The following is a 6,744-nucleotide window of genomic DNA, read 5'->3' on the forward strand; positions in this document are numbered from 1 at the left end:
TTAGGGATGGGGGAAGCCCCGGCTCCCGCTTGTAAAAGCGGGAGAACGGCGGAGGGGGCCAGTGTCCCCCGTCCCTAACCCCTTGAAATAACCAGGCCGTGAGACCGGGAACGAGGAAAAGATCTCCATGCCCCTTCGATCTAAGCCAACGTTCCCCCCATAATTCTGGCGGGCAATCACTGCCCATTAAGGCTCTTCCGCTCTCCCTGCCTATGAGACCTTTGAAAAACGCCCCCTTTTGCCCAATCTCTGCGCCTGCCTGTGCCGGGCCTATCTGCCGTTCCAACGGGATAGGCAGGCACGGCAGACAGGTCAGACTCAAACCGGGGACCCACCCGTTGGGTGGGGAGTCGTCGCTACGCGCGGACAAATTTTAATCCTCGAAATACTTCAATGTATGGATGCTTGTCCCGCTTGGGATACCAAGCGGGGCGGTTAAAATTTTCGCCTTCCTTGACCCTTGGACAAAATTGAACATTTTTCAAAGGTCTCGCCTATAATTGGGTCATATGGCAATGGAGTCCGATATAAGCTGACGATGAGTTACTTAAAAGTATTTTGAGGTACAAACCATGCTTCCAGGGGGCCATATGATCAACAATAGCAATTATCTTAGGTGGGACAGGCCGCGCCCGAGGCGGGCACGTGTTCACGCATAATCTGGGTTGATTTTTGTTTTTACTGGATATTATTTTTTCACACCTCACCGGAAGATATGGTAGCTCTGGGGAGTTCCCGGAGGGGCAAGTCAGGTGAATATAGGGATGGGCAGGGCCTTGTGTCCTGTCCTTTTTCTCCCTGCCCATCCGGTATCCCATAAGGCGGTAAACCCCCGGGGGTCTGGGGAGGCGGCCCTATGGGAGGAAGTGAAGGACCGGCTCCATGATTCGGCCCTCGGGCTTTCAGGTGGACAGCAGCAACGTCTTTGCATTTCCCGGGCCATGGCGGTCGAACCGGAAGTCCTTCTCATGGACGAACCCTGCTCGGCCCTGGATCCTGTCGCGACCCAGAAGATCGAGGAATTGATTCAGCGACTCAAACAAACTTATACCATCATCATCGTCACCCATAATATGCAACAGGCGGCCCGAGTATCGGATACGACGGCCTTTTTTTACCTCGGAAGGCTGATTGAAGCGGGTGTGACCAAGGAGCTCTTCACCCGGCCGCGGCTCCGGCAGACGGAAGACTATATTACGGGTCGCTTCGGATAAACAGAGAAGGGAAAGACCATGTCCGTTAGACTTCAGAAAGAACTGGAAAAGATCAAGAGGCAGATTTTGTCTCTTGGAGCCCTGGTGGAGGAGAGGGTCCGATTAGCCACCAAAGCCATCGAAACCAAGGATGAAAACCTGGCCGAAGAGATTCGGAGAAGGGACTACGAAATCGACGAACTGGAGATGGAGGTGGAAGAGGCCTGCCTCAAGATTCTCGCCCTCCATCAGCCAGTGGCGGTGGATTTGCGGTTTCTCGTAGCGGTAATCAAGATCAACAATGAACTGGAAAGAATCGGGGATGAGGCTGTGAACGTGGCCAAGAGGGTCAGAAGCATCGCACGGGGTGAGGGGGTGAACATTTCAAGGGATTACTATTCCCTCATGGCGGAGAAGACGACCACCATGTTGAAAGGAAGTCTGGACGCCCTTGTCAACCAGGATCGCAAGCTCGCCGTCAAGATCATGAAGCTGGACAACCAGGTGGATAGCATCCATTCCAGGAACTATGATGATCTCAAGGAGGTGATCAGGAAGAATCCGGGCAGGGTGGATGACCTGATCAATTTTCTGACCATCTCCAGGCACCTGGAACGTATCGCCGATCATGCCACCAATATCTGCCAGGAGGTCATCTTCATGATCGAAGGAGAGATCGTCAGGCATGGCCGGTGGGAGCAAATATTATAAGGTCTTCTTGATGAATGGACCGTTTTATAGTATGGAGGATAGAAAAAGGTCGGCGATGAGAAGGGGTAATACTCACCGCGGCGTTCAGGAAGGAAAGGTATGGCGACTATTCAACCCAAAGGAGAAAAGATCCGGCAGGCCGTGAAATGGATATCCTCTGAGAAACTGGAGGATGAAGGGAAATCTCTTCTTGCCTTGGTGGAGGAAGCAGCCTCAAGGTTCAATCTTTCACCCGCGGAAGAGGAATATTTGAGGGATTTTTACAGGAAAAATGAAGAAACAGGATAGGGTTGGCCGAAAACCCCTTTCTTAATCTAGTGCCCATCCATAAATGGCCCTTTTCCCCAATCTTCCGCCTTCACCATGGCTACGGCGTGACAAGCCCGCCAGACAACGGCGGACAAGCGGTGTCAGGCTCAGATTTTAATCCTCGAAATACTTCAATGTATGGATGCCTCTACCGCTTGGCATCCTAAAGCGGAATGCTTCACTGTTAGGACGCTGGCTCCGAGACCGGACGGGGTGGGAGAGAAAGGATTCCTACCTTCAACCCGCTGGGACAAGATCTCACCTCGAACCCTAAAACTCCAGGGAATCCTTTTCTTTCAAGCGGCTTAAGATAAAGCGGATAACACCCCAGGAAAGGCCGAGGATCGCCATCATGGTCAAGGAGCCTGCCAGGATGGGCACCCAGTTGCCGTCCAAATCCGCGTGTTTCACCCCCACCCAAAGGGAAACGCACCCAATGAAAAGCCCATATGCCGCCGCCAACAGGAAACAGAACAACAGGATCCGGAGGGTGATCTTTTTCAAGGACAGGGATTCTTCATGGATCATTTTATCAAGTCCCTCAATTTTTCCCCCAAGAAGTTGACCTGATTTTTCACTTTCTGATCGAGCTTCATTTTTCGCTCAATGGATTCGTAGGCATAGACCACGGTAGAGTGGCTTCGATTGATGGATTTGCCGATTTCTTCAACGGTGGTGTCCGTGTAACGGCGGCAGAGGTAGACATAAACGTTTCTCGGGTAAGAGTGGTTCTTTTTCCTGGACTTTGACCGCAAAATCAAAGGATCCACCTTGAAATATTTACACACGAGGTTTCGCGCCTGTTCCATGGCGGTGGAATCCTTCACGGGGATATGGCTTTTGATGACTTCTTGTGCCAGGTCGGGTGTGATTTTTTCCTTCAGGAGTTCAGATTTGGCCTTGAGGCACTGAAGAGCGCTCTCCATCTGACGGACATCCCCTGTGAGATGCCGGGCAAGCAGCTCCAGGATGTCTTCCGTGAGGCACAAGTTCTGTTCGCTGGCCTTCCTCTGGAGGATTTTTACCCGGGTTTCATAGTCTGGATTGCCGAGGGTGGTGATGATCCCGGAGGTGAACCGGGAGGAGAGTTCTTTGGTCAGGCTGGGGATATCCTTCGGGAGAAGAGAACTGGTGAACAGAATTCGCTTGTGCCCGTTGAGCAACGCGTCCAGGGTGTGGGCAAGTTCGAGCTGCGTCTTCTCCTTTCCGCTCAGGAAGTGGACTTCTTCGAGAAGCAGAACATCACAACACCGCCTGTATTTGTCCTTGAATTCTTCGATCTTTCCTTTTTTCAAGGAGTAGACCATTTCATTTATGAATTCCTCGGCCGTAATGTAAAACACCCTGGTCTTGGGATTGTTCCGGAGGATTTCATGTCCGGTGGCCTGGGAAAGGTGGCTTTTCCCAAGGCCTGTCTTGGACAACATGAAGAGGGAGTTGTAAGGAAGAGAACCTTCCAGGGCAAGGGCCTTGGCGGCTGAGTAGGCGAACTCATTGCATTTTCCCACGACGAAGCGGTCAAAGGTGAATTCGCGGTTGAGGGGGCGCGGCCCGTAAGCAACCGGGCGGGGAAGCGAAGGAAGCACCAACTGAGACGGACCTTTTCCGATGTCGCGGGACGGCTTTTTCTTTGGAGGCATTACCTTGAAATGGAATGCATAGTCTCCGTGCCCGAGCTCTTCGAGTTTTTCTTCTATCAGGTTCTTGTAATTTTCCGCAACCCAGTTCATGGAGAACTTGTTGGGGCACCCGAGGACAAGGCTTTTGCCCTTCGCCTCGATGAGGGAAAGGGGGCTTATCCACAGAGAGAAGCACTTTTCAGGGAGTGCAGCCCTTAATCGGTCTTTCACATCGTCCCAAATAGCCGTCATGGTTGCCTCAAAAATGTGCGGAAATTTGATATGAAGAAAAAAAGTGGGAGAGATATTTTGAGGAAGCGTTCTATCGTTTCATGCAGTGACTGTCAAAGGGGATGGAGGCCGGAGACAACTTACGGGCACGAGGGTTTTTGACACAGGGTAAGTTGCGGTAAACAGGGGGTATTTGAATGGCCTTCCGTAAGGTCCTTAGAAGATGAACAAAATGGCGAAAGAAAAATCGTTATATAATTCAAGGGCTTTTTTAATTTCATGGGGGCGTCAATAAAAACATCAACATATACGATTCTTCGAATTTCTCAAAAATAATCTTTTTTTCGTCGATTTTCAGTATTTTTCCTTTGATTTTTTCGATATTCTACAGGCAGAAAATAACATCGACGACGGGAACAAATGAGGCCCAGCCAATAAAAACCAATAAAAACAAGCAGTTGCCTGGTAATGAGGTTTGGTGGCTTAAGTTTTGGTTATGGCGGGGGTCCTGAGAAACTGGCAATTCCTTGGGCTTTTCGCAGAATATCTGTGATTAATATGGCTGATCAAGAAGGGTCGTTGTCTCCGTAAAACAATGAGACCTTTGAAAAACGTTCAATTTTGTTCAAGGTCAAGCCTCCGGCCCGTAAGGCCTACGCCCCGGAGGGGAAGGCGAAGATTTTAACCGTCCCGCTTTAGGATGCCAAGCGGTAGAGGCACCATACATTGAAGTATTTCGAGGATTAAAATTTGTCCGCGCGTAGCGACGACTCCCCACCCTTCGGGTGGGTCCCCGGTTTGAGTCTGACGCAGCTTGTCACGCCGTAGCCGTGACGGAGGCGGGAGATTGGGCAAAAGGGGGCGTTTTTCAAAGGTCTCACAACGCGCTCGGGTTATGGTGTCCGTGAATGTTTCACGTGAAACATTCGCTTTTCCCTTTTCAAAAATAGCCTGTTGTGTTATCAGCCCTTTATTGATGAAAGAGGGTGCGGCATTGTTCATATGGGGATCATAATAGCAGTTGCCAACCAGAAAGGAGGCGTAGGGAAGACCACAACAGCGGTCAATCTTGCGGCATCCTTGTCGGTGGCGGAAAAGACCTGTCTTCTCGTTGACTGCGATCCGCAGGGAAACGCCACGACCGGTCTCGGCGTAGACAAGTCACGTCTCGCAGGAGGGCTTTACGGCCTGATGATGGGGCTGGATTCCCCGGAGCAGGCGGTCATCAAGACCAAGGTCCCGGGATTGTCTCTTGTTGGATCGAATTCCGATCTCATCGGGGCCGAAGTGGAACTGGCCTCAAAGGATGGCAGGGAGTTTCGCCTCAGGCGGGGTCTTCTTCCCCTTAGGGCCGATTATGATTATATCTTCATGGATTGCCCCCCTTCCTTGGGGTTGTTGACGGTGAACGCCCTGGCGGCGGCGGACTCTGTCCTGGTTCCTCTCCAATGTGAATATTACGCGCTGGAGGGGTTGACTCAGTTGCTCGAGACTCTGCGGGCCGTGAGAAACGGACTCAACCCGGGACTTGCCCTGGAGGGGATATTGTTGACCATGTATGATACCCGGAACAATCTGTCGATCCAGGTGGAAGAGGAGGTGCGGAATCATTTCAAGGAGAGGGTATTCAAGACCGTTATTCCCCGTAATGTCCGCCTGAGTGAGGCCCCCAGCCATGGGGAGCCCATCCTGTTTTACGATATCAAATCCAAGGGTGCGCAGAGCTATCTGTCTCTGGCCCGGGAATTGATAAGGAGGGGATCTCGCAGCTATGAGCAAACGTAGGGCACTGGGGAAAGGGCTTTCGGCCCTAATTCCCGACGCCGGAAGTTTAGAGGAGCCGGAAACACGTTTTTTCATGTGTCCGGTGGAGTCCATCACGCCGAATCCTTACCAGCCCCGCCAGGACTTCAGAGAAGAAGACCTTCAAGAAATGGTTCGGTCCGTTAAAGAAAAGGGGATCCTCACCCCCCTCCTTGTCAGCAGGGAAGGGGATGGGTACCGTCTCATCGCCGGTGAGAGACGATGGCGGGCCGCCCAGAAGGCGGGATTGGAAAAGGTTCCCGTGGTGGTGAGGGAAACGACTCCGGCCGAAGCCCTCGAGCTGGCCCTGATTGAGAACATCCACAGGAAAGACCTCAATCCCATTGAAGAGGCCCAGGCATACAAGCGGTGGCTGGAGGATACCCGGACCACCCAGGAGACCCTTGCGAAGAAACTGGGGAAGGATCGCTCCACTATTGCGAACATGCTCAGGCTCCTGACCCTTCCCCCCGTTGTCCAGAAGGATCTCATCGAGGGGCGCCTGAGTATGGGTCATGCCCGGGTGTTGGCAGGGATCAAGGGAGCGGAAAAGCAAAAGGCCTTACGGGACGTCATTATTAAGAAGGCCCTTTCCGTCCGCCAGACAGAGGCCCTCGTGAAAAAACAGGGAGAGGGATCCAGTGGCTCCGAAAAGAAAAAGAGCCGGGAGCCGGATGACTATATGCGGTCCCTTGCGGATACCCTCAAACGGTCTCTGGGTACGAAGGTCGAGATCGAGAGAAGGGGGAAGAAGGGGCGCATCACGATCTATTTCTATTCCGACGATGAATTCGATCGCCTCTTCGAGCTGCTTTCCTGAGGAAATGGCATCTTCTTTATCCTCACCTGATCTCATGAGAAAATCGAGTTCCGATAAG

At 52.0% G+C, this 6,744-nt stretch carries 6 protein-coding genes and 1 pseudogene; 5 read left to right on the forward strand and 2 right to left on the reverse strand.

Annotated elements, in window-relative coordinates; all coding sequences use genetic code 11:
• The first annotated feature begins 848 nt into the window (after window positions 1–848).
• The 3 genes and pseudogenes from JRF57_00850 (at window position 849) to JRF57_00860 (ending at window position 2,192) form a co-directional block, all read left to right on the forward strand.
• Window positions 849–1,214 (forward strand): annotated as a pseudogene (locus JRF57_00850) (ATP-binding cassette domain-containing protein).
• Between the two features lie 18 nt (window positions 1,215–1,232).
• Window positions 1,233–1,904 (forward strand): phosphate signaling complex protein PhoU, encoded by a 672-nt coding sequence (phoU, locus tag JRF57_00855; protein MBW2302238.1) that lies wholly within the window; start codon window positions 1,233–1,235, stop codon window positions 1,902–1,904.
• A gap of 99 nt (window positions 1,905–2,003) precedes the next feature.
• Entirely contained in the window at window positions 2,004–2,192 is a 189-nt protein-coding gene (locus JRF57_00860) for a hypothetical protein (protein MBW2302239.1), read from the forward strand.
• Between the two features lie 291 nt (window positions 2,193–2,483).
• On the opposite strand, the gene JRF57_00865 is transcribed toward JRF57_00860, so the two are convergent.
• Window positions 2,484–2,741 (reverse strand): hypothetical protein, encoded by a 258-nt coding sequence (locus JRF57_00865; protein MBW2302240.1) that lies wholly within the window; start codon window positions 2,739–2,741, stop codon window positions 2,484–2,486.
• Window positions 2,738–4,084 (reverse strand): chromosomal replication initiator protein DnaA, encoded by a 1,347-nt coding sequence (gene dnaA / locus JRF57_00870; GenBank protein ID MBW2302241.1) that lies wholly within the window; start codon window positions 4,082–4,084, stop codon window positions 2,738–2,740. The genes JRF57_00865 and dnaA overlap by 4 nt, the downstream gene beginning before the upstream one ends.
• A 981-nt stretch (window positions 4,085–5,065) precedes the next feature.
• Between dnaA and JRF57_00875 the strand changes: the two genes are divergently transcribed.
• Complete coding sequence (locus JRF57_00875; protein ID MBW2302242.1) at window positions 5,066–5,848, forward strand: ParA family protein; 783 nt, start codon at window positions 5,066–5,068, stop codon at window positions 5,846–5,848.
• A complete protein-coding gene (locus JRF57_00880; protein MBW2302243.1) occupies window positions 5,835–6,686 on the forward strand; it encodes a ParB/RepB/Spo0J family partition protein in 852 nt (283 codons plus the stop codon). The genes JRF57_00875 and JRF57_00880 overlap by 14 nt, the downstream gene beginning before the upstream one ends.
• The last annotated feature ends 58 nt before the right edge of the window (window positions 6,687–6,744 follow it).

Source organism: Deltaproteobacteria bacterium (assembly GCA_019310525.1).
In the GTDB taxonomy this organism is placed as follows: Bacteria; Desulfobacterota; DSM-4660; order Desulfatiglandales; family HGW-15; genus JAFDEE01.

Coding starts and splice junctions, on each gene's coding strand:
- phoU (MBW2302238.1), top strand. CDS start 1,233: ATGTCCGTTAGACTTCAGAAAGAACTGGAAAAGATCAAGAGGCAGATT.
- JRF57_00860 (MBW2302239.1), top strand. CDS start 2,004: ATGGCGACTATTCAACCCAAAGGAGAAAAGATCCGGCAGGCCGTGAAA.
- JRF57_00875 (MBW2302242.1), top strand. CDS start 5,066: ATGGGGATCATAATAGCAGTTGCCAACCAGAAAGGAGGCGTAGGGAAG.
- JRF57_00865 (MBW2302240.1), bottom strand. CDS start 2,741: ATGATCCATGAAGAATCCCTGTCCTTGAAAAAGATCACCCTCCGGATC.
- JRF57_00880 (MBW2302243.1), top strand. CDS start 5,835: ATGAGCAAACGTAGGGCACTGGGGAAAGGGCTTTCGGCCCTAATTCCC.
- dnaA (MBW2302241.1), bottom strand. CDS start 4,084: ATGACGGCTATTTGGGACGATGTGAAAGACCGATTAAGGGCTGCACTC.